Origin of the sequence: Zoogloea oleivorans (assembly GCF_008107625.1) — a bacterium.
Lineage (GTDB): Bacteria > Pseudomonadota > Gammaproteobacteria > Burkholderiales > Rhodocyclaceae > Zoogloea > Zoogloea oleivorans.
The window spans coordinates 31,611-51,252 of the sequence record NZ_SDKK01000030.1 but is presented as its reverse complement, the minus strand read 5'-3'; the positions used below and the strand labels follow the sequence as shown (position 1 = coordinate 51,252).

Here is a 19,642-nt window from a genome sequence, read left to right as displayed (position 1 = left end):
GTGTTGAAAAATAATAAAGATATAACCTAAGTAATAAAGAAGTATCTCAGATAATAAAGTTGTAATTTAGCTCCCAGTGACTAAGATGAGATCATCTGAACACTGGGGGCTTTTTCATGGCCAAGCGCCGCTATAGCTTCGATGAAGACAAACTGGCGCGATTCCTGAAGGAAGGACGGGGCCAAGGAGCAGGCGGAAACTATAAGCCTTGGCTAACTATCCAGGATGTCCCGTCACAGGGCCGAACAGCACGGCCCACAGGCTGGAAAACTGGCAGGCTGCACCACCTTCTCTCCAACATCGAAACGGCACTCTTCTACCTACTCGACTGGGAAGATCACGTCCTGGACATTCGGGAGCAATTTCCGCTTGATCGGGAGAAAACGCGGCAGATCGCATCCGAGATGGGGGTTGTCCATCCGTCTGACGTTAAGACCAAAGTGGACATCGTGATGACCACTGACTTCTTGGTCGATATCCAGACTGCTCAAGGACGAAAGACCCTGGCTATCCCGGTAAAGAAAAGTGATGACCTCGACGATGCTCGGACGATCGAGAAGTTGGAAATCGATCGTCGGTATTGGCAAGGTGAAGCTGAGTGGATCATCGTTACCGAGCGGGACATGAACAAAGATCGTGTTGGCAATGTCCGCTGGGTTCATGAGATGCATACCCTTGAGGGGTTAGAAGTACCCTACCCAGGGTACTGGCAAGACCGGTGCCGTGCTCTGCTTGACAGCATAGCGATATGTGGCGAGATGACGATCAAACAGTTTCTCCGTTGGCTGGAGAGCACCCAGGGGTTTGGTTCCGGCGAGGGACTTACCGTGATCCGTCACTTGATCGCAACCAAGATACTGCTGATCGACATGGATCGTCCGTTCGACACCTCGGCAGTCCTTGCCCAAGCGCTAACGCGCAAAGGCGGTGGCGAAGTAAGGCGGAGGGCGTGAAATGCTGCTTAGGAACGACTTGTTGCACTACGAAGAGGACGAAGGGCGTACCGTTAGAGTCCTCTGGTTTAGTCCCGACAGCGCAGGCGCAGCGATCATCGACGTCTGTGGCGAAAAGGCGCTACCCATCATCGTGCGGCTGGACGGGCTAATCGAAGATGTGCGAGAGAAGCGGGCACGTCTGTTGAATCCCGATCCTTATCTCGTGCTCGTTATCGAAGCCTCAATCCCTCCGAGTCACAAGAGCATTCGGGACGATGCTTGGTCCATTATCAAGAATCTTGTCGAAAAAGAGCCTGAAATATATCAAAGGGATAAGCGAGGTAAAATCTTAAAGGCCGCGATAGCTGAGCACAAGATCACGCTCAGTACGCTGTACCGTTACCTTCGTCGTTACTGGCAGAGGGGCCAAACGCCGAATGCCTTGCTACCTGACTACGCAAATTCCGGCGGGCGGGGCAAGGAGCGCCAGGGCACAGGGAAGAAGCGTGGACGGCCGCGCATCTATGGTAGTCAGAAGGGCATCAACGTCACGCCCGACATCCGAAGGATTTTCCGGGTCGCCATTGACAGGTACTACGCCGAAGTCGGCAGCAAGTTTACGCTGAAGGGTGCATATGACGAAATGATTCGGACGTTCTTCTGCGAAAAGCGCATCGATCCCGAGTCAGGCGACGTCATTCACGTACCCCAAGCCGACTATGCTCAAGACGGTCTGCCTACGGATACCCAGTTCCGCTATTGGTTTGAGAGGGATCAGGACACCCTGGACGTCAAGCGGCGCCGGGTTGGGCCCAGGTCCTACGATAAAGATATGCGCGGTCTGCTTTCTACCTCTGCAGCAGAGACGTGGGGGCCGGGAGCCCGATATCAGATTGATGCCACCTTAGCCGACGTATATCTAGTATCCCGCCTGAAACGGGACCGTATCATCGGGCGCCCCGTCCTTTACATCGTCATCGATGTCTTCAGCCGGATGATTGTTGGAATCTATGTCGGGCTGGAAGGTCCCTCTTGGGTGGGCGCGATGATGGCCTTGGCTAACACCGCAGCAGACAAGGTCGCCTATTGTCGGCAGTTTGGGCGGGAGATCGAACTGGAAGATTGGCCCTGCCATCACCTGCCAGCCGCGCTGTTGGGTGACCGTGGGGAGATCGAGGGTCGTTACATTGAGACGTTGGCGAATAACTACCGTGTCAATGTCGAAAACACCGCTCCCTATCGTGCGGACTGGAAAGGAATCGTCGAGCAACGGTTCCGCCTTTTGCCGGCCAAGTTCAAGCCTTATGTCCCCGGCTATATCCAATGCGATTTTCGAGAGCGGGGCGGGAAGGACTACCGTCTTGATGCCGTCTTGGATCTCCACCAGTTTACGCGCATCGTCATCGACTGCGCGCTACATTACAACAACCATCATGAGATCAAAGGCTACGACAAGACCCAAGGCATGGCGACCGATGATGTCCCGGCCATTCCCATCGAGTTATGGAACTGGGGTATTGCTCTAAGGAGCGGCCAATTACGTTCTTATCCTGAAGACCGTGTTCGTTTTAGTCTGCTTCCGGTAGGTGCCGCAAGCATCACTATGCACGGAATTAATTTCGATGGATGCTTCTACAGCTGCGCCGAGGCGGTCGAACAACGCTGGTTCGACAAGGCCAGGCAGAATGGGCGTCAGCGTGTATCAATCAGTTACGACCCGCGCTGCCTAGACGATATTTATCTCCACGCCCCGGACTCCGCACAAGGGTTTATTGTGTGTCACATGACGGATCGGAGTCGAGTGGACCGAGGCATGTCATCCTGGGAGATTGGGCAGAGGCAATTCTTCGAGAAGGATCAAGCTGCCAACCGTGCCCCAAGCCAGCAGTTCAAGCAGGCTGATCTTGCCGCGAAGATTGAAAGCACCGTCAGCGAAGCAATTTCTACGCAGCCTTTAACCACGGCCAGTGACCGTGCTAGAACGAAAGACATCCGCTCCAACCGGGCAGAAGAAAAGTTAGCGAATCGACAGACTGAGGTGTTCCGTTTAGGCGACCGCACTCCGCCGAAGGTTGCGGATGTGATTCCACTACGACCGAAGTCCGACTATTCGGAGCCCGACATCACCGAGATATTGGGGAGCCTAGACGATGACCAACAGTGATGCGCAGCCAGCCGTATTGCCGGAGTATCAGGACAATCCATTCATCGCGGCCCTGCCGCCGTTGTGGTCGACAAAGGAAACCTACGATCGGCTGCTGTTGCAGCCGGTCTTTGATCCCAGGGAGCGGCAGTTTCCCGATCATGTGCGGCCGCATTGCATCATGCGGCTTTTTAGGTATTTTGATCCCCTTGAGCAGCACCTGACCCTCGCCAGTCGATTTGGCATGCTTGTGCGGCAAGGATACATCGGTCGCAATCCTACACAGGGAGATTACCAGCGCCATCTTCAAAATAGCGTTGCGCGCATGGAGACAGGTAACCTAGCAACGCGGCGATTCGCTGTGCCCAATAGTGCTGCTAGTTTTGCGTTACTTGGAGACTCAGGGATCGGTAAGTCGACAGCCATTGAGCGCACGCTAGCCCAGTATCCGCAAGTTATTTACCACGATAAACCTTTCAGTTTGCACCAACTAACTTGGCTGAAGGTGGAATGCCCTCAAAAGGGTGGTCCCATTCAGTTGTGCATAAATTTCTTCGCCGAACTTGATCGTGTGCTGGGCACGAACTATCTGGACAAATACGGATCTTCCACTCGCACTGTCGGCCTGGCCATGCAGCGCATGGCGCACCTCGCAAGCATTCATGCTCTGGGTGTCCTAGTTGTCGACGAGATTCAGCATCTGCTGCGCACGCATGGAATGGATGCTGAGGACATCCTGAATTTTCTCGTTACCTTGGTCAATACTATTAGCGTGCCAGTGATCGCTATTGGAACAAATAATGCCGTCAGCCTGCTTCAGGGAAAGTTTCGGCAGGCGAGACGGGCAAGCGGCATCGGCTCTATGATCTGGGAGCGGATGCCGGACGATCAGACATGGCGGTATTTTGTCGACCGACTATGGAAATATCAGTGGACGCGGGAATTTACGCCGCTAGATCAGGACTTACGCGAGGAGCTCTACGTTGCGTCCCAAGGAATTATCGATGTGGTCGTCAAGTTATTCATGTTGGCCCAAATGAAGGCTATCCGGTTGCGGGTAGTCCGGAAACGCCCTGAGACCTTGGACCCTTCACTGCTTCGGCAAGTCGTTAAGGATGACTTTAAGCTGATCGAACCCATGATCGATGCGTGCAGGAGGAACGACACCGCAGCGCTTAACGCGTTTGATGATCTGCTGCCTTTCCGAGAGCATGTGATTCGAATTTTTGGCGATGCGGTGACGAATAATGACCTTAGTAAGGCGGTTCCACCAGCCTTGCCGGCAACAGATGTGCAAAACGGTGCGCAAGGGACTAGCGACGCGCTTGGATCGGTTCGTGCGGCAATGGGCGCATTGGGTTTGGCACCTGACGTTGTCGAAGTGATGCTTCGCGACGCCCTGGCGGAAGATCTCACGTTGGATGCGCTGCAGTTAGTTGCCGCCATCAGCGTAAAACTGAAGGCTCCGGCAGAAACACCCAAGCCAAGGCGACCAAAGAAGGTTCCGAAGGCGGAGCAGGCCGAATGGCCTCTTGGCGATTTGAGAAGGATTGTCAGCGAAGGCAAGCCGCAAGGTCTGACAGCATACGATTCCCTGAGGGCGTCCGGCGCCGTTGGCGCGCTGCCTGAAGCTGCATGAAGATTGCTCTGTATGCTCGTCTATTTCCCCGAGCCCTATCGCGACGAGTTGCTCTACAGTCTTCTTGCAAGATACCATCGACATGTTGGTTCTAGCAGCCCCAAGCAGACCTTGGATGATCTATTTGGTTGCCGTGGAGTGATTGCAAGGCTGGATCTGCAGGGGAGCCTTGGTCACTTATCTACACACCTACCTCCTGGATGGGGAATGAGTCCAGAGCGATTGGCTGTGGACTACACGCTGTTTCCGTACTACCTGGCATTTCAGCCGGCGGGCATACGGGGCCGGGTGCTGGGGGCTTTGATCGGTGGCTCCCTTGCGGGGCTTCATCTGCTTCTGGGTCTTGCATCGGCAGCATCTCGTATCAGGCAATTGCGGTTCTGCCCAGTATGCGTGCTTGAGATGGAGAACACGCATGGGGAGCCTTATTGGCGACGGACGCATCAGTTACCGGGTGCCCTGCTGTGCCCGGATCACGGCGTCATCTTGAGATCGAGTGGCATCCCTTCTGCACTTGGAAACCGACATGCCTTCATTGCGGCAACCAGCGCGAATTGTGACTGTGGCCGGGAGGTCGCACCGACGTCCTTGGAGAACGATGAGACCTTGCTTTCGGTAGCACGAGCTTGCCGACAAGCGCTGGAGTTCATGCCGCAAGCGCGAAATCGGGAGACATGGGCGACCTGGTATCGGAACGGCTTGATCAGGGCTGGTCTGTCGTCATCCTCCGGCAGGGTGAAACTGAATGAACTGGAGGAGAGGTTTCGGGACCATTTTGGTCTGGCCTTGCAGCCGCTACTCGCCGATGTTGGGTTGGCTGACATGAGTTGGCTTGTCGCGCTCACACAGCGGCCTAGCCGGGCACTACATCCCTTGCTGAACATATTGCTTCAGAAATTCTTAAAGGGCTTGGTGAGTGACGAACCCTTTGGGACTGGCCCCTGGCCCTGTCTCAACCCTTTGAGCGGTCATCAGGGCGAACTGCTAGTCGAGCGGGTGGCCACCCACCGCAATCGTGGCCGTATCGTGGGCGTGTTCGAATGCGCTTGTGGCTACGCCTATGCTCGTAATGTTGATCAGTCGTCTGGCACCCTAAGCCGTCCCCGCCCTTTGCGTTTTGGGGCCGAGTTCGATCGGCAGATCCGACAATTAGTTGATGATCAAATCGGCATTCGTCAGGCCGCGCGGTGGCTGCATGTGGATCCCCGCACGGTCCGGCTGCATGCCGCAAAACTGAATCTGAATGCTATTTGGGCCGCGGCAAGTGTATCGATGCCCGTGGTCTGTGATTCAGGAGGACGCCGCAAGGCATGGATGGACCTGCAGCAGAAGTACCCCAACTTGGGTCGCAACGCTTTATCCAAGTTAGAGCCGGCGCTGTTCATGTGGCTGTATCGCCATGACAAAGAATGGTTGGTGACAAATCAGCCTGCGGCAAAAGTCTCCCGCCGAGTTCGAGTCGTCAGCCCTTGGGCAAGTCTTGACCTTGAATGGATGCAGCGTGTCGCAGATCTGGCCGAAGAAATCCGTCAGGAACTTCCGCCTCGCAAAGTCACTTTGGCGGAAATCTGCCGCAGGACCGCAGATCCAATTTGGCTTTCGAGCCATCTTCGTCGTCTTCCCAATACGGCGGTGTTACTTGGTCGCTTGCGAGATACGACCGCGAGCTTCCAGGTGCGCCGCGTTGCTTGGGCTGCCCATGAGCTTGAAAATGCCGGTCAATGCTTAGCTGTGTGGCGGATACGGCGCAAAGCCGGTTTGTCGCGCCAAGTGGCGATGGAGGTCAAGGCGGCCCTTGAGTTGGCCGTTTCGCCAAGAGTGCCTCTGCCATGAGGCGTCTGACAGTCAGCGCCTTCTGCGAGGTGGATGAGCCGCTTGAAATTCATTGGCTTGTTGGATTGGAGCAGGACGCGGATGGAAGTTGGCTCCTGAGGGTGGTCACCCACGGCTTGCGATCCGGGCTGGTGAGAATGTGGCCGCTGCCCATCGGACTATTTCCGTTGCTTTCTCCAGGGCTGCGCTTTGAAGATGGGTTGCTGTTGGATACGCAGTCGCGCGGAGGAATTCAGACTGCATTCATTTCCAACTTGGCAAATGGGGTGGAAGTGACTTCCGCCGACATTCCAACTGGCTTATATACGTTTTTTGGGCACCAAGGCGGGGTGCAGAGGATAGTTCGATACGAGACCGACTGCGGGGAGATCTTTGTTCCGACGATGGAGCTAGTGCGTTATCTACTCTTGCACAACAAAACGCTGGCCAACGCGGTCATGGTGCCGGGCCAGCTGATGACTTTGTACCAATTCGAGCCTCTTGGTATCTACGAAGAACTGACGCTCAGATTTACCTCCGACATGCCCGTGCGGTCGATTTCCAAGAGTCTTGCTTTGGAATTCGCTTGGCTCGCGATCCACCCCGAAGGTCGTCGAACATGGGATAGCGTTTATACGAAATCCGCTGGGCAACAGTATGTCAGTTTAGATTTGCCCGACGTTCCTGAGGCACAACTGGTGTTTCGTGGGGTCAGACAGGGATCAGATTGGCTGGTGCTAGAGATCATCCATCTCACCGGGCGCTCGTCTCCATGCTTGCGATTACGCTATGGACACCCCAGTTTTCAGAGGCCTAGTGACACAGTTCTAGTTACTCCCGAAGGTGGTGCCAGAAAGCCAAAAGTAAGCCAAGAGGAGCCTGACGTGGAAATTTCAACTGCTGAAGGGGGGACTCGCGTGGCGGCAGGTCAACTGGCCGTTGAGGTAGGGACAAAGTCTCGGGAATTCACGATTGAAGTGCCAATAAAAAAAATTTGGCGCGAGAGGGGGATGTCGCGACATCGCGTCAACGACAACTCTCCGACCGAAGAAAAAGTAGTAACTGGAAGTCCGGTGACGAAAAAACCTTTATTTACAGGCGGAGTCAGCCGAGAAAGCCGAGGCGCGCGCATCCATCCCCTCGAATTCCGTACGCTTGAGTCCTACCCTTGGGATCTTACGGGCGATCTTCAAGCGTTGGCGGAAACCATCGAAATGATGGCGGATTTAATAAGCGACACAGAGATATCCATGTCTTTGTGCCGGCTGAAGCCGGGCCGCGCATTCTCCACGATCGGTCGTCGTCCGCGTTGCTGTTTGGTCGTCCTCATAAACGTCATAGACAAGCCGCCGGTGGTGTTAGTCGACGTGGATCGGGGCGGCGAATGGGCGTTATCTACAATGGTACTTTCATTCTTGGCTCCGGCCCCCTTCGCCGACATTGATGCGCACGTGAAGACAGTCCTGGATAGCATGGTCGACAACGGTGGGCATTGGGATTCTTGTGCTCACAGTGCCCTGAGCGAAGTTTGCGCGTGCCGTCGATTACCAAAAATCTTGCCCAAGCGGGGTGGCAAGGAAGAGAGCCGTTATCGCGCGACTTGGGCCTACCGCCTGGCTATCAAGCTAGGCTTACCATTTTCTGGGGCGGAAAAGACGTTGTTGCGTAACTCTGATTCAGGCGAAGTAGCCCCAACCCCAGACGGATTTTAGGCATTACCGCGAGGAAGACCTCTGATCCATGAGGCGTTTCGTAAGAAGTCAGCAGTAGGGTTTTCGATCTCGCCCCGCGTACTGAACAAATCGCACAAGATCACTTTGATCATATGAGGGGGAATGAGCCGGAAATGCTCCAGACCCTTTGGTCGCCAACTGCTCATGTAAAGCTCCGTTTTACGGGACCAGGCATCGTTTCCATAATTGTTGAATAGTTGTATAGTGAGGCGATGGAAACCAAAGCCGCAACCTCGATTTTCGAATCCCTGTCATCCAGCTGGCGCCTGGAGGCCTTCCGTCTGCTGGTCAAGCAAGGCCCGGAAGGCATGGTCGCCGGTGATATCGCGTCTGCCCTCGACATCGCACCTTCCAGTCTGTCCTTTCACCTCAAGGCGTTGGCCCATGCAGGCATGGTGACAGTTGAACAGGAAGGTCGGTTCCAGCGCTACCGGGCGAACATCCCGCTGATGCTGGATTTGATCGCCTACCTCACCGAAGAATGCTGTTCCGGCAACCCCGGAAAGTGCGTTGATCTACGCGCAGCATCGTCCTGCGCCGATGCACTGCTTCCCCCGATTCTCCCTAAGCAAGCGAAGTCCTGACCATGAACGTTCTCTTCCTCTGTACTGGCAACTCTTGTCGTTCGATTCTCGCCGAAGCGACTTTCAACCATCTGGCTCCGATGGCTTGGCATGCGGTCAGTGCCGGCAGCAAGCCCGCCGGTTATGTCCATCCGCGTTCGCTGGCGCTTCTAGCGCGGGAAGGCATCGCCACCGAGGGCTATCACAGCAAGTCCTGGGACGACCTCCCTGTCACCCCCGATGTCGTCGTGACCGTCTGTGCCAGCGCTGCCGGTGAAACCTGCCCGGTTTATCTCGGTCCCGTTCTTCGCACCCATTGGGGCGTTGAAGACCCGGCCCATGCGACAGGCACTGACGAAGAAATCGACGCCGCTTTCATGACCGCCTACCAGATTCTCCGTACCCGGATTCAAGCATTCCTGGCTTTGCCGCTGAGTGAGCTGCAGGGTGATCGCGCCCGCCTGAAGGCTGAGCTCGATCGCATCGGCACGCTTTTGCCGTAATAAATATTTCAACTTTCGTTGGAGAGTCAAAATGAAAACCATTCAGATTTTTGATCCGGCCCTGTGTTGCAGCACCGGAGTGTGTGGCGTCGACGTCGATCAGGCCCTCGTGCAATTTTCAGCTGACGTGGACTGGGCGAAGCAGCAGGGGGCGACGGTCGAGCGCTTCAACCTGTCCCAGCAGCCTCTCGTCTTTGCCGAAAACGCTATCGTGCGCGGTTACCTGGAGCGCTCCGGGCAGGAAGCCCTGCCGCTGATTCTCCTCGATGGCGAGGTAGCCCTGGCCGGACGTTACCCCAACCGCAACGAACTTGCTCGCTGGCTGGGTGTTCTTGTGGTCCAGGCCGACGCTCCCAAGGGCGGCTGCTGTAGTGGCAGCAAGTGCTGCTGAGATCTCCTCGGGAGACGACCATGAAATTCCTCGAACAGCCGCCGCACTTTCTGTTTTTTACCGGCAAGGGTGGTGTCGGTAAAACGTCGATTGCCTGCGCAACGGCAATTGAACTCGCCGCGCAGGGGCGCCGCGTGTTGCTGGTGAGTACCGACCCGGCTTCCAATGTAGGCCAGGTTTTCGGGATCGAGATTGGCAATCGGGTTACGCCAATTCCTGCGGTGCCGAACCTTGCTGCGCTGGAAATCGATCCGCAGGCAGCCGCTCAGGCCTACCGGGACCGGATTGTCGGTCCGGTGCGCGGATTGTTGCCGGACGACGTGGTGCGTGGCATCGAGGAGCAACTTTCCGGTGCCTGCACGACCGAAATTGCAGCCTTCGATGAGTTCACGGCGCTTCTGGTGGATTCGAGCCTGACTGCCGACTACGAGCACATCATCTTCGATACCGCACCGACCGGACACACGATCCGATTGCTGCAACTCCCCGGGGCGTGGAGTGGCTTTCTTGAAGAAGGCAAAGGTGATGCGTCCTGCCTCGGACCGCTTGCAGGCCTTGAGAAACAACGCAGCCAGTACAAGGCGGCCGTTGATGCCCTGGCGGACCCGCAGCGGACCCGGCTCGTTCTGGTTGCCCGTGCACAGCAGGCCACGCTACGCGAAGTTGCACGTACCCATGAGGAGCTTGCGGCGATTGGGTTGACGCGTCAGTACCTCGTTATCAACGGGGTGCTGCCTGCTGAAGAGGCGGCGCAGGACGCGCTGGCAAAAGCGATTTTCGACCGTGAGCAAGTTGCACTTGCGGCGATTCCGCCCGTGCTGGCTTCCTTGCCCTGCGACATCCTGGCGCTGAAGCCTTTCAACCTTGTGGGGTTGGATGCGCTGCGCAGCCTGTTTACGGACGTCGCAGCCGATGCCGCGCAAGACTCCGCCGCTCCCTACCTGGATGCGCCGAGCCTCGCCACGCTGGTCGATGGCATTGCTGCGGATGGTCACGGGCTGGTGATGCTGATGGGTAAAGGCGGAGTCGGCAAGACGACGATTGCTGCTGCGATTGCCGTCGAACTCGCGCATCGCGGCCTGCCGGTGCATCTCACGACCTCCGATCCCGCGGCCCATCTTTCGGAAACCCTCGATGGTTCGCTGGAGAATCTGACCGTCAGCCGTATCGATCCGCATGCCGAGACCGAGCGTTATCGGGAGCAGGTGCTCAAGACCAAGGGCGCCCAACTTGATGCGCAGGGTCGCGCGCTGCTGGAAGAGGATCTGCGTTCGCCTTGCACCGAGGAGATTGCTGTCTTCCAGGCCTTCTCCCGAATCATCCGCGAGGCCGGCAAGAAATTCGTGGTCATGGATACCGCACCGACTGGCCACACCTTGCTGTTGCTCGATGCAACCGGCGCCTATCACCGGGAGATTGCCCGGCAGATGGGGAACAAGGGTATGCACTTCACGACGCCGATGATGCAACTGCAGGACCCGAAGCAGACCAAGGTACTGATCACGACCCTGGCAGAAACCACGCCGGTCCTCGAAGCCGCCAATCTCCAGGCAGATCTGCGCCGGGCAGGCATCGCGCCTTGGGCATGGGTCATCAATAACAGTGTGGCAGCCGCACGCCCTCATTCACCGCTGCTACGTCGGCGCGCCTGCAACGAACTGATCGAGATCGAGGCCGTTGCCAGCCGTCATGCGATTCGCTACGCCGTCGTACCGATGCTCAAAGAAGAACCCATTGGCGTTGAACGCCTGCTCGAACTGGCCAATCAAGGCCAAACTACTCAGGGAGTTTGATATGTCCGACAAGATCTACAACGTACTTTTCCTGTGCACCGGAAACTCAGCCCGCAGCATCCTGGGCGAGTCCATCCTTAATGAGATCGGCAAGGGGCGTTTTCGGGCTTTTAGCGCTGGCAGCCACCCGGCTGGCCAGGTCAATCCTCTGGCCATCGAGCTCCTGCAGCGTAACCACATGAGCACCGAAGGGCTGCGCAGCAAGAGTTGGGACGAGTTCGCCACACCGGACTCCCCGCATCTTGATTTCTGAGACAGGAAGCATTGTTTTGCATCGATTCGGAATCAATTCCTTGCAGTTTTCAGTGTAATCCTGCGCTTTTGTCTTGGCTATTTGCGGACCACTTTATCAATAAATTGCAGTTTGTCAAAACCAACGGTATTTCGTTGCAGTTTGTCGCAATGTGAGACGGGCCTTTCCGAACCACTCCCTTCAAGTTAGGCGTATGCGTTGTCTGGAATGACTTTACGGCGTCTCAACTGTTGTACCACGTGCACAAGGCCGGATGACTAACGACTTTCCTTTCCATATTTCGGAAACCACATCGACGCCACCTGTTGGCGGGAAGTAATCACGCTTCCCATAGAGCACCCGATTTCGAGCTATATCGGCGAGCCAATCCAGTATTTCCGGAGGAAATTTCTGATCGCAAAATTGCTGCAGAGTGATTTCAAAATAGTGACCGAGTAACTCGGCTTCAGCAGGAAGAAAGCTGAGGCAGGCCTCGCGATACATAGCGCCAAATAAGCACAGAAGATCAAGGTCGATCAGCAACGTTGAAGTGGCCCTTTGCATAAGAACTTCAAACGCACTTACATCGCCCTCTTTGAGTCCATGGCGCTTTTCGACAGGGTCAGTTCTTTCGCACCCGACAAGCAATATCAGCGCCTCCCATGCCGAAACACGCTCGAGTGCGAAATGGGCAAGGCACTCATCAACGAGCCTAATAGATGCGCTTGTATCTCCAGGCGCTTCCTTGAGCAATCGCCAGAAAGGGCTACTCATTACCCGGGCAGTACCTCGGAAAAATGGGTGTGCATCGACGCTCTCCACAAGATCAAAGTCACGCGAGTGATGCTTCTTCTTTGCCGAGGACGGAGCTACACCGCGTTTTCTGATTCCTTCGAATGTTCGCGTTCGATTCGTGCGATCACGAGGATTGCCGTCCTTGTCTGGGATAAACGCAATATTTAGGTCCGAATCGCTCCAGTCGCATCGGGATTTCACGATCCAGTACCAGAGCTTCGGAATAAATCGGTCCAGCTGGTCCTTGGGCTTGTTACCCCCACCAGGCCGCCTCTTTTTTATTGATTTATCAAGAGTCGTTCGAGTTTTGACCATCAGGTGTCATGAAATAACGTATTGCAATGGCGTTGAATGATACCTGTGCAACCGCTAAAACATAGGTTGTTCGAGTTGCATGAGGTTTTTGGCGTGGCCTGTTGCGCAAACGAAATACGGGATTCGGATAGCTGCCTTGGCCTAGGATCAGGGACAGGAGCAAGGCATTTGCGACCGGCATCACGGGGTCCAAAAACATGGTGCTGAACGCAAATCAAGTACGCGAGTGGTTTCGCGACAACGGAATCACCATCGTCCGCTGGGCGCACGACCATGGCTTCAGCCCAGGCCTCGTTTATCAAGTGACCCAAGGAAAACGGAAGTGTTTGCGCGGGCAATCCCACTTAATCGCGGTGGCACTCGGGCTGAAAAAGACTTAGCCAGCAATCTTGAAACAGCCAATTTCAACCGACCTAAGGAAACAACAATGAAGGAATAGAAAAAAAGCGCCAAGGCTGGCAGGCCATGGCGCTTCTTGACTTGGGGGTACCAAGACTTCTCTTTACACGGATCAAGTCTACGAGTCGCCACGCGGCCCGTCAATTCCCTCTTTGTTCAAATTTGTTCACTGCGCCAAATGTTCGTTGAACTTGGCGCTTGAGAGGGAAATACCAGAGATGTTGGATGACAATTTGCTTGAGGAACATTTCGATCGACTCGGGATTAAACCGGAAGCGCGCGCGCGCATTCGATGGATACGTGCGAACGCACCTACCCGGTCGGTTAACACCGGCATCAAGAACACTCCCTGCCGATTTTGCTCGCGAAAGATGGGCTTTGTACTTGAAGCGGAAGCGTTCAACACCGAGTACGCGACCTTTGAGGACTATGACAACAATGACCAAGTTCTTGAGTTTTACCCGCAACCTTGCAAGCTTCGAATCAGTTACATCAACGCAAATGGGAAACTTGTTCACCCAGACATAACCCCTGACATTTTTCAGGTTTGTAGGGATTACTTTGCCTTCGTTGAGTGCAAAACAGAGGAAGAACTCCTCAAGCTTGCTGAGGCACAACCCAATCGTTACCAACTGGATGGACAAGGTAGATGGCGCAGCCCCCCCGGGGAAGCCGCCGCTGAAAAGCTGGGCTGCCGATTCATTGTTCGCTCCAGCAGTGAGAACAACTGGATCGCACTTGAGAACTACGAGTTTTTCGCCGACTACCTAATTGTCGATCCAAAAAATTTGCGTATCGCACCGGATGCGCAAAGCAAGCTTGAAAAGCGTCTCGCAAAAAGCAATTGGCTAACAGTGAGCGAACTCCTTGAAGGCGAAGATGCAGTGGATTCCGACAGCCTTTACGGACTCATCGTCACAAAGAAAATCTACTTTGATTTCCTGAAAAACCGAATTTCTGACCCCGATAAGGCCCTTCTCTTCGCAAATGCGATCAACGCCCAAGCGTATCAAGTAGTTGCCAGAACCAGCGTGGGTTTAAGAACCCCTGGAATTACCGGATTTAAGGCCATACCGGGCCGAACGTTTAGCTGGGATGGCCGGCCCTGGCGAGTGGTAAATATTGGCGATCATGGCATCAGCGCCATGCCCATGACTGATGAGAGCTCCCCCATCATCGTTGAACTCAATGAAGACCAACTAACGGAACTCGCCCGTACTGGAAAATTGGTACCAGGAAATGATGACGAAGACGAACGCGCTACCTTGGTGGCTGAAATCCTTAGAACCACCCCTACGTCCCGTCTAAAAATCGCCAACTACTGCTTCCAAATTTTATTTGGTACACCAGACAAGAAAAACCCTTTTATCAGTCGTTCTAATCGGGCCAAAGCATACTGGCTTGCAAATTACAGGGCCGCAGAACAGAAGTTCGGCAACGGGTATATCGGACTGATCCACAATCTGAACGGCACGCAGGGAAATCACTCACAAAAATGTGACCCGCGAGCATATGACTTGGCGATCAAAGCATACGAGGACTACTGGGAGAATGACGCACAGCGATCAGCCGTTCTGTGCCATGGGATGTATGCCAATGATTGTGAGGCCGAGGGGGTTACTCCTGTAAGCCTCAAGACGTTTCAAAAAATCATCAAACAGCACGAGTCTCATGCGCAGACAAAGAAGCGCGTTGGTGAAAAAGCAGCATATACCGATGAGCCACCTTATCTCGTACTTGAATACACCACCCCTCGACACGGCAATCGGCCATTTCATATCGGGCACATTGATCACAGTCCGCTTCCGATCAAGGTTAAGGACAAATCCGGGAAATATCTCCTTGAAACGGTGTGGCTCACTCTACTGATAGATGCCTACAGTAGGTATGTACTAGCCTTTTATCTCAGTTTCGATCCTCCCTCGTATCGTAGCTGCATGATGGTGATACGCGAGTGCGTGAGACGGCATGGTCGAATCCCACACGTTACTGTCGTCGACAATGCATCCGAATTCAATTCAACATATTTTGAAAAGCTACTTGGGCTGCTAAAGAGCCACAAAAAATCGCGCCCCAAGTCAAAAGCCAAGTTCGGGGCCGTCATAGAGAGGCTATTCGGCACCACGTTTGAGCAGTTCATCTCTAATCTCGCTGGCGCGACGAACGACATGAACCCGCGCTCCGTTGGCGCCGATGTGGATCCCACGTTGAAAGCAATTTGGACTTATGAACGACTGGCACTCCGACTGAACAGCTACTTCAATGACATTTACCACGGCAACGTTCACACAACACTAGGGGAAAGCCCAGCCTCGGCCTTCATCAATGGGATGAAAACCTTTGGCTCTCGCCAGCATGCACTCTATGTCTACAACGAAGAGTTCATCATTGAGACATGCCCAAGCACCAACAAAGGCGATGCAAAGGTTGGGCCACAAGGGGTAAAGATCAACTACCTCTGGTATCACTGTACTGCCATGGATGCCCCGGGGGTATTACGTTCGCGCGTTGATGTCAGATACGACCCCGACAACTACGCTATTGCCTATGCCTTTATCCAAGGTTGCTGGCAGAAATGCTTCTCAGAGTATTACGCGATTTTCCAGCAATACACCGAGAAGCAAATCCGGATCGCAACGAATCACCTTCGCCTGAAGGCGAAGTTCACCGGAACAACCATCCCAATCAATGCCAAGACACTCGCGTCATTCCTGCAAAGCGCAGAAGCCGAGGAAGTACTTCATATGCAACGGCTACAGGATCACGAAAGCGCAACTGTTCGTGCAGCCACCAACCTGAAGGGAAGCACGAAACAAGAAACATTGGAATTTCCTGAACGCCCTGTGACTTCAATTTCCATCACACCGGATATACCGGCGGAACTGCTGGAGGATTTCTAAACATGGATAACGAAAAAAAGGCTGCGGCGATCGCAGCTATCCGCATATATGCAAAGAAACGGATATCCCATCTGAAACTCTCAGATGCCTACACCAGCCTGATGTGGATCGTTGAGCAAGAGCCCGAGAACGTTGAAGAGTTACACATTCTGGTAGGCCCATCCGGCTGCGGAAAATCAACGTTGCTGAAACGAATCGAAGCTGAAATCCTCACACATTACGCAAAGGAAATGGAGGAAGACCCAGGGTTCATCCCGGTCATCTACTCTCAGGTAACAGCCCCGCAAGATGGAAACTTCAACTGGAAAGACTTCTTCTCCCGGTTATTGGAGAAATTTAACGATGTCCTGATCCGGAAGAAAGTAATTCTTCGCCCGGAGGCCATGTTAGATGAAGAAACTATTCTCAACATACGATCACTTGTCCGCGAGGAACTCCGCAGAGCAGTGCGCAATGCCTTTGCGTCGAGAAAAACAAAATTCCTTTTGCTGGACGAAGCAGGTCATTTGCTCATTACCAAGAGCTCACTCCCCCCCCGGGTACAGTTCGAACTGATCAAAAGTGTCGCACAAGAGCTAAAAATCCCGATCATTTTGGCGGGAGACTACTCGCTGCTAGGAATCCTTCAGCTAAACGGGCAACTAACTCGCCGAACAGAGGTAACTCATTTTTCGAGATACCTCGTTTCGGAACTGCTCGACCCATCCAATCCTCATTGCATTTCCTTCCGAAACAGCGTTCACACCCTTCTCGAGGCAATGCCGATCGACAAAGAAGATGGCCTCATCAATCACCTCGACTATTTCTATCAGTTTTCCCTTGGGAACATTGGCCTGCTGAAGAAGTGGTTCAACCGCGCTCAGTGGAGGGCGCTCATGAGTGATGAGCAAGTGCTTACTCGAGAAATTCTTCAAGGCTCACGGATTCCCAACAAGCTGTTAAAGCTCATGCTGGAAGAAGCCAAACTGGGTGAAAAGCAACTTGAAGACATCAAGGATGACGTACTGACGTTAGAACTTGGACTATCCGTCACGCCTTCATTGACTGTAATAACTGACAACTTCCCCACCGGGGACAGCAATTCAACCAAGAGCCAGAAATCACGCAAGGGATCAAATCGGCCAGGCAAACGAGGCCCAAGTAGAGACCGAGTTGGAGGAATTCCCTATGCAGCTTGAACTTCTGGACGACTTTGCGGTGCCATCGATAGTGATACCTGCACGCTCAAAATTGGTATCGCTAAATCCTATCGGTGTTGGAACAACAAAATGCGAAGCATTGATCTCCTATTTGACCCGCCTTGCCGGCAAACATGTGGTCAAACCAGCTCACCTGGTAAGGGATGTACTTATTCCGATAACAGGCATTCGCCTTGACACATCTGCCACCAGCTTCAACAACACCAATTCCAAGACAATCAATTCATACACCAGTTACGCGGCTATATTCAGCCATGCTCTTGAACGGCTAACGCTTCAAAAAAACCTGCTTAACCTCACCTTCACTGCTTGGAAAGACATCCTTGACCCGAAAGGTTCAGCCTTGCTGCGAGACCATGTCGCTTTTTGCCCCCAATGTCTGGACACCTTTGAAAAGTCAAAGGAAGGGATTTACTACCCGCTCATATGGTTCCTTCGCTCCGCAACCATTTGCACAACTCATCATGCCCCCCTTGAACAAAGGTGTCCACGTTGCGAAAAACAGCAACTTTTTATCGCTCAACACGCTTCATTAGGCTACTGCACACATTGCGGTGGATGGCTAGGCACTTCATCCTCCAAGGATACGATGGATAAAGTACCGCATATTTCCCTTCACGATAAATTCAAAACTATGGCACTTGAAGAAATGATCGCTGCCGGCCCAACCATTTCTTCGAAAGCAACCCAGCAGCATTTCGCCAATCGTCTGGAAAGCTACTGTAACGCCGTAAACAACGGCAATATGAAGCGCTTCGAGATGCGCCTAGGATTCAATAAAAACGTTATCTGCTGCTGGGCAGACATGCAGAGTAAGCCGAGGATCGACCTGTTTCTAGAGCTATGCTTTCGGCTAAAGTCCTCGCCACTGGAGTTTCTGAGTAGAGACATCCCTAAAGATATTGCGGATCAGATCGAGGACTACCCGCTGGTTCATAGATGCAAGAAAGTCAAACGTAGCGAGGCTGAAATGGCGGGGATCAAAAATTTCCTCATTGCCTGCCTTGATAGTGATGCGGCACCTACTCAAAGATCAGTTGCAGAACTATTGGGAGTCAATAGAAGATTTCTAAACTATAACTTTCCTGAACTCACCCGAGCAATATCGGACAAGCACAAACGTGCCTCTGCGAGCCGGGTTACCGCAAAACGCGAGGCAAGGATTGCGAAAGCGAAGGAGATCGTTCAAGAGATGCTTACCGAACTTAAACCAATCAGCCGGAGGAAAATGTGGGCTGAACTGGAGAAAAATGGACTTACGTTTGCAGACCCTGTGATTCGCCACGCGACACAAACCGTATTGGCGGAGTATCAAAAAAAGGCTGAAACTTAAGCATAGTTCTGCTGCTCGGCCATATCGGTCGTTGGCCAGCGGAGCTCAATCGGGCTCCAATCGCTTACCTGCCGTTCCGCCTAGAGAGGTGCTGCTCCCAAGACAAAGTAGAGCAATCATGTTGATTGAGCGTAGAGCTGATTAATTATCTCTGCACAGTTTCGAACAGTAAATACTGAATTTGGGTGCAGGATGGGTTCCCCGTGAGCAATGGCGTTCCGCAATGATGGAATGATCTCTGGGAGCATCCGTGTGTACTTCATTGGGTCATCAGTATTCAGCTGAATGTGACTGAAACCTTGATCTGAAATAACTCCCTGGCTAATGGCTCGAATGAGTAATTTTTTGAGCCCATCTTTCTTCGCTGCTGGATATTTTTGCGCTAGTGCCATCTCTAGCGTAGAGAAGGCCTTCTGTTCTGCGGACTGATGGAATGGGTAATAAAGCCATGCATACACGCAAAGCATTTTTGCAGTGACATACTCGCTCTGAATGTCTTCTGGAACCAAAGAATGAAGTTCGATGGATGCGATTACGTCATAGCGGGCTCTGAGCGAGGACTGCTCTATGTTCCCTGTACTAGAATTTTGAAACACGAAGTGTTGCCAACGCTCGTCAGGCTGAAGCAGCTCATCAAAAGGTTTTAATTCTTCCATTTGTTAGCAATTATCTACGGGGTGGATTTTCTGGCAGGTTGAAAGCCGATCTCAGTCAATGAGGATGGCGTTTTTCTGACTCGGATAGTTGGGATACGGCTTATACAGCGTGTCCAAGAAGTAGTCAGCCGCTAATCGCCTTCAATGACTGCATTTGTCATGAGTAAAGGACAGCACCCGGCCAAAACCGGCTACTGCGCTCTCGTGGGCTGACTGGCAGCTTCTCAGGGCGGATTCAACCAGTCACTCGACGGTGATGCTCACCCGGTGGCTCCTTAAACAACCGATTCTCGACGACGGA

The 19,642-nt window shown here is 53.5% G+C and carries 16 protein-coding genes; 14 read left to right on the top strand and 2 right to left on the bottom strand.

The annotated features are described in order from the left end of the window. The first annotated feature begins 116 nt into the window (after positions 1-116). The 10 genes from ETQ85_RS22410 to ETQ85_RS22365 all read left to right on the top strand — a co-directional run bounded on the left by ETQ85_RS22410 (position 117) and on the right by ETQ85_RS22365 (position 11,765). Complete coding sequence (locus ETQ85_RS22410; RefSeq protein ID WP_148581282.1) at positions 117-953, top strand: TnsA endonuclease N-terminal domain-containing protein; 837 nt, start codon at positions 117-119, stop codon at positions 951-953. A 22-nt stretch (positions 954-975) separates the two neighbouring features. Continuing rightward, positions 976-3,099 carry a transposase family protein gene (locus tag ETQ85_RS22405; RefSeq protein WP_222862263.1) on the top strand — a complete coding sequence of 708 codons (2,124 nt, stop codon included), beginning with the start codon at positions 976-978 and terminating at the stop codon, positions 3,097-3,099. Continuing rightward, positions 3,086-4,717, top strand: a complete 1,632-nt coding sequence (locus tag ETQ85_RS22400) for an ATP-binding protein (protein WP_148581280.1) — start codon at positions 3,086-3,088, stop codon at positions 4,715-4,717. The genes ETQ85_RS22405 and ETQ85_RS22400 overlap by 14 nt, the downstream gene beginning before the upstream one ends. A 12-nt stretch (positions 4,718-4,729) precedes the next feature. Next, positions 4,730-6,550 carry a TnsD family Tn7-like transposition protein gene (locus ETQ85_RS22395; protein WP_148581279.1) on the top strand — a complete coding sequence of 607 codons (1,821 nt, stop codon included), beginning with the start codon at positions 4,730-4,732 and terminating at the stop codon, positions 6,548-6,550. After that, positions 6,547-8,241: a hypothetical protein gene (locus ETQ85_RS22390; protein WP_148581278.1), complete on the top strand. Its 1,695-nt coding sequence runs from the start codon at positions 6,547-6,549 to the stop codon at positions 8,239-8,241. Before ETQ85_RS22395 ends, ETQ85_RS22390 begins: the two co-directional genes overlap by 4 nt. 233 nt (positions 8,242-8,474) lie before the next feature. Then, positions 8,475-8,846: an ArsR/SmtB family transcription factor gene (locus tag ETQ85_RS22385; RefSeq protein ID WP_148581277.1), complete on the top strand. Its 372-nt coding sequence runs from the start codon at positions 8,475-8,477 to the stop codon at positions 8,844-8,846. Between the two features lie 2 nt (positions 8,847-8,848). After that, positions 8,849-9,328: an arsenate reductase ArsC gene (locus ETQ85_RS22380; RefSeq protein ID WP_148581276.1), complete on the top strand. Its 480-nt coding sequence runs from the start codon at positions 8,849-8,851 to the stop codon at positions 9,326-9,328. Positions 9,329-9,359: 31 nt separating this feature from the next. Continuing rightward, the gene (gene arsD, locus ETQ85_RS22375) at positions 9,360-9,719 is read left to right on the top strand and encodes an arsenite efflux transporter metallochaperone ArsD (RefSeq protein WP_148581275.1); all 360 of its coding nucleotides are present in this window, start codon (positions 9,360-9,362) and stop codon (positions 9,717-9,719) included. A 20-nt stretch (positions 9,720-9,739) separates the two neighbouring features. Next, positions 9,740-11,512, top strand: coding sequence for an arsenical pump-driving ATPase (gene arsA / locus ETQ85_RS22370; protein ID WP_148581274.1), 1,773 nt, complete (start codon positions 9,740-9,742; stop codon positions 11,510-11,512). A gap of 1 nt (position 11,513) precedes the next feature. Further along, positions 11,514-11,765 (top strand): arsenate reductase/protein-tyrosine-phosphatase family protein, encoded by a 252-nt coding sequence (locus ETQ85_RS22365; protein WP_148581273.1) that lies wholly within the window; start codon positions 11,514-11,516, stop codon positions 11,763-11,765. Positions 11,766-11,978: 213 nt separating this feature from the next. Here ETQ85_RS22365 and ETQ85_RS22360 read toward each other — a convergent pair whose 3' ends face one another. Continuing rightward, positions 11,979-12,854 carry a hypothetical protein gene (locus ETQ85_RS22360; protein ID WP_148581272.1) on the bottom strand — a complete coding sequence of 292 codons (876 nt, stop codon included), beginning with the start codon at positions 12,852-12,854 and terminating at the stop codon, positions 11,979-11,981. Positions 12,855-13,051: 197 nt separating this feature from the next. On the opposite strand from ETQ85_RS22360, the gene ETQ85_RS27520 reads away from it, so the two are divergent. The 4 genes from ETQ85_RS27520 (at position 13,052) to ETQ85_RS22340 (ending at position 18,685) form a co-directional block, all read left to right on the top strand. Next, complete coding sequence (locus ETQ85_RS27520) at positions 13,052-13,234, top strand: DNA-binding protein (protein WP_222862262.1); 183 nt, start codon at positions 13,052-13,054, stop codon at positions 13,232-13,234. Between the two features lie 237 nt (positions 13,235-13,471). After that, positions 13,472-16,153, top strand: a complete 2,682-nt coding sequence (locus tag ETQ85_RS22350; protein WP_148581271.1) for a Mu transposase C-terminal domain-containing protein — start codon at positions 13,472-13,474, stop codon at positions 16,151-16,153. A gap of 2 nt (positions 16,154-16,155) precedes the next feature. After that, complete coding sequence (locus tag ETQ85_RS22345) at positions 16,156-17,331, top strand: TniB family NTP-binding protein (protein ID WP_148581270.1); 1,176 nt, start codon at positions 16,156-16,158, stop codon at positions 17,329-17,331. After that, complete coding sequence (locus tag ETQ85_RS22340) at positions 17,321-18,685, top strand: TniQ family protein (RefSeq protein WP_148581269.1); 1,365 nt, start codon at positions 17,321-17,323, stop codon at positions 18,683-18,685. The genes ETQ85_RS22345 and ETQ85_RS22340 overlap by 11 nt, the downstream gene beginning before the upstream one ends. A gap of 116 nt (positions 18,686-18,801) precedes the next feature. Here ETQ85_RS22340 and ETQ85_RS22335 read toward each other — a convergent pair whose 3' ends face one another. Then, positions 18,802-19,341, bottom strand: coding sequence for a hypothetical protein (locus ETQ85_RS22335; protein WP_148581268.1), 540 nt, complete (start codon positions 19,339-19,341; stop codon positions 18,802-18,804). Between the last annotated feature and the right edge of the window lie 301 nt (positions 19,342-19,642).

Bases quoted from the DNA above. Each gene is read 5' to 3' on its own strand.
- ETQ85_RS22380 (WP_148581276.1), top strand. From the start codon at position 8,849: ATGAACGTTCTCTTCCTCTGTACTGGCAACTCTTGTCGTTCGATTCTC.
- ETQ85_RS22400 (WP_148581280.1), top strand. From the start codon at position 3,086: ATGACCAACAGTGATGCGCAGCCAGCCGTATTGCCGGAGTATCAGGAC.
- ETQ85_RS22390 (WP_148581278.1), top strand. From the start codon at position 6,547: ATGAGGCGTCTGACAGTCAGCGCCTTCTGCGAGGTGGATGAGCCGCTT.
- ETQ85_RS22395 (WP_148581279.1), top strand. From the start codon at position 4,730: ATGCTCGTCTATTTCCCCGAGCCCTATCGCGACGAGTTGCTCTACAGT.
- ETQ85_RS22365 (WP_148581273.1), top strand. From the start codon at position 11,514: ATGTCCGACAAGATCTACAACGTACTTTTCCTGTGCACCGGAAACTCA.
- ETQ85_RS22345 (WP_148581270.1), top strand. From the start codon at position 16,156: ATGGATAACGAAAAAAAGGCTGCGGCGATCGCAGCTATCCGCATATAT.
- ETQ85_RS27520 (WP_222862262.1), top strand. From the start codon at position 13,052: ATGGTGCTGAACGCAAATCAAGTACGCGAGTGGTTTCGCGACAACGGA.
- ETQ85_RS22340 (WP_148581269.1), top strand. From the start codon at position 17,321: ATGCAGCTTGAACTTCTGGACGACTTTGCGGTGCCATCGATAGTGATA.
- ETQ85_RS22350 (WP_148581271.1), top strand. From the start codon at position 13,472: ATGTTGGATGACAATTTGCTTGAGGAACATTTCGATCGACTCGGGATT.
- ETQ85_RS22335 (WP_148581268.1), bottom strand. From the start codon at position 19,341: ATGGAAGAATTAAAACCTTTTGATGAGCTGCTTCAGCCTGACGAGCGT.
- ETQ85_RS22360 (WP_148581272.1), bottom strand. From the start codon at position 12,854: ATGGTCAAAACTCGAACGACTCTTGATAAATCAATAAAAAAGAGGCGG.
- ETQ85_RS22410 (WP_148581282.1), top strand. From the start codon at position 117: ATGGCCAAGCGCCGCTATAGCTTCGATGAAGACAAACTGGCGCGATTC.
- arsA (WP_148581274.1), top strand. From the start codon at position 9,740: ATGAAATTCCTCGAACAGCCGCCGCACTTTCTGTTTTTTACCGGCAAG.
- arsD (WP_148581275.1), top strand. From the start codon at position 9,360: ATGAAAACCATTCAGATTTTTGATCCGGCCCTGTGTTGCAGCACCGGA.
- ETQ85_RS22385 (WP_148581277.1), top strand. From the start codon at position 8,475: ATGGAAACCAAAGCCGCAACCTCGATTTTCGAATCCCTGTCATCCAGC.